Source organism: Pandoraea sp. E26, from assembly GCF_000681415.1.
Classification (GTDB): domain Bacteria; phylum Pseudomonadota; class Gammaproteobacteria; order Burkholderiales; family Burkholderiaceae; genus Pandoraea; species Pandoraea pnomenusa.
The window spans coordinates 1-1,591 of the sequence record NZ_AYXJ01000055.1; the positions used below are offsets into that span (position 1 = coordinate 1).

The 1,591-nt window shown below is 67.0% G+C and carries 2 protein-coding genes; both read right to left on the bottom strand.

What is annotated here, in order from left to right; all coding sequences use genetic code 11:
- Positions 1-14: 14 nt before the first annotated feature.
- Complete coding sequence (locus tag W930_RS0124925; protein WP_023873462.1) at positions 15-947, bottom strand: electron transfer flavoprotein subunit alpha/FixB family protein; 933 nt, start codon at positions 945-947, stop codon at positions 15-17.
- A 14-nt stretch (positions 948-961) separates the two neighbouring features.
- Positions 962-1,591: electron transfer flavoprotein subunit beta/FixA family protein (locus tag W930_RS28825; RefSeq protein WP_024788936.1), on the bottom strand; the 630-nt coding region annotated here is incomplete at its 5' end.

Genomic DNA, 1,591 nt, shown 5'->3' on the forward strand with positions numbered 1-1,591 from the left:
CTGTCCTCACCGGCTTACAGCGCGCCCGTGAGCTCCGGCACCACCGTGAACAGGTCGCCCACCAGGCCGTAGTCCGCCACCGAGAAAATCGGCGCCTCCGGATCCTTGTTGATCGCCACGATCACCTTCGAATCCTTCATCCCGGCCAAATGCTGGATCGCACCCGAGATACCCACCGCGACGTACAGTTGCGGCGCCACGATCTTGCCGGTCTGGCCCACCTGATAGTCGTTCGGCACGTAACCCGCGTCCACCGCCGCGCGCGACGCGCCCAGCGCCGCACCCAGCTTGTCCGCCAGCGGCTCCAGCACCTTCGTGTAGTTCTCGCCACTGCCCAGCCCACGCCCGCCCGAGACGATGATCTTCGCGCTCGTGAGCTCCGGACGGTCCAGCTTCGTCACTTCCCGCCCAACGAACTGCGACACGCCCGCGTCCGGCGTCGCCGCCACCGACTCCACCGCCGCGCTGCCTCCCGTGGCCGACACCGCGTCGAAGCCCGTCGAGCGCACCGTGATCACCTTCACCTTGTCCGCGCTCTGCACCGTCGCAATCGCGTTGCCCGCGTAGATCGGGCGCTCGAACGTGTCCGCACTGTCGACCTTCGTGATGTCCGAGATCTGCGCCACATCCAGCAGGGCCGCCACGCGCGGCGCAATGTTCTTCCCGTACGCCGTCGCCGGCGCCAGGATGTGCGTATACCCGCCCGCGATCGACACCACCTCGTCGGCAATGTTCTCCGCCAGCCCGTCGCCGAAATACGCCGCCTCGGCCAGCAACACCTTCTTCACGCCCGCGATCTGCGCCGCGGCGTCTGCCGCCGCCTTCGCGTTGTTGCCCGCCACCAGCACATGCACGTCCTCGCCGCATTGCAGCGCCGCCGCCACCGTGTTGAGCGTGGCCGCCTTGATCGACTGGTTGTCGTGTTCCGCAATTACCAGAATGCTCATCTCGTCGTCTCCCCTCAGATGACCTTCGCTTCGCTCTTGAGCTTCTCGACGAGCGCTGCCACGTCCGCCACCTTCACACCCGCGCTGCGCTTGGGCGGCTCGGCCACCTTCAGCGTCTTCAGCCGCGGCGTCACATCCACGCCCAGATCCGCCGGCTTGACCGTCTCCAGCGGCTTCTTCTTCGCCTTCATGATGTTGGGCAACGTCACGTAACGCGGCTCGTTCAGGCGCAGGTCCGTCGTGATCACCGCCGGCAGCGACAGCGACACCGTCTCCAGACCGCCGTCCACTTCACGCGTGACTTGCGCGCGGTTGTCCGCCACCGTCACCTTCGAGGCGAACGTCGCCTGCGGCAGCCGGGCCAGCGCCGCGAGCATCTGCCCGGTCTGGTTCGAATCGTCGTCAATCGCCTGCTTGCCCAGGATCACCAGTTGCGGCTGCTCCTTGTCGACGATCGCCTTGAGCAACTTCGCCACCGCCAACGGCTGCAACTCGTCGTCCGACTCGATCAGGATCGCGCGGTCCGCACCAATGGCCAGCGCCGTGCGCAGCGTCTCCTGCGACTGCGAAACCCCCGCCGACACCGCGATCACTTCCGTGGCCACGCCCGCTTCCTTCAGACGCACCGCCTCTTCCACCGCGAT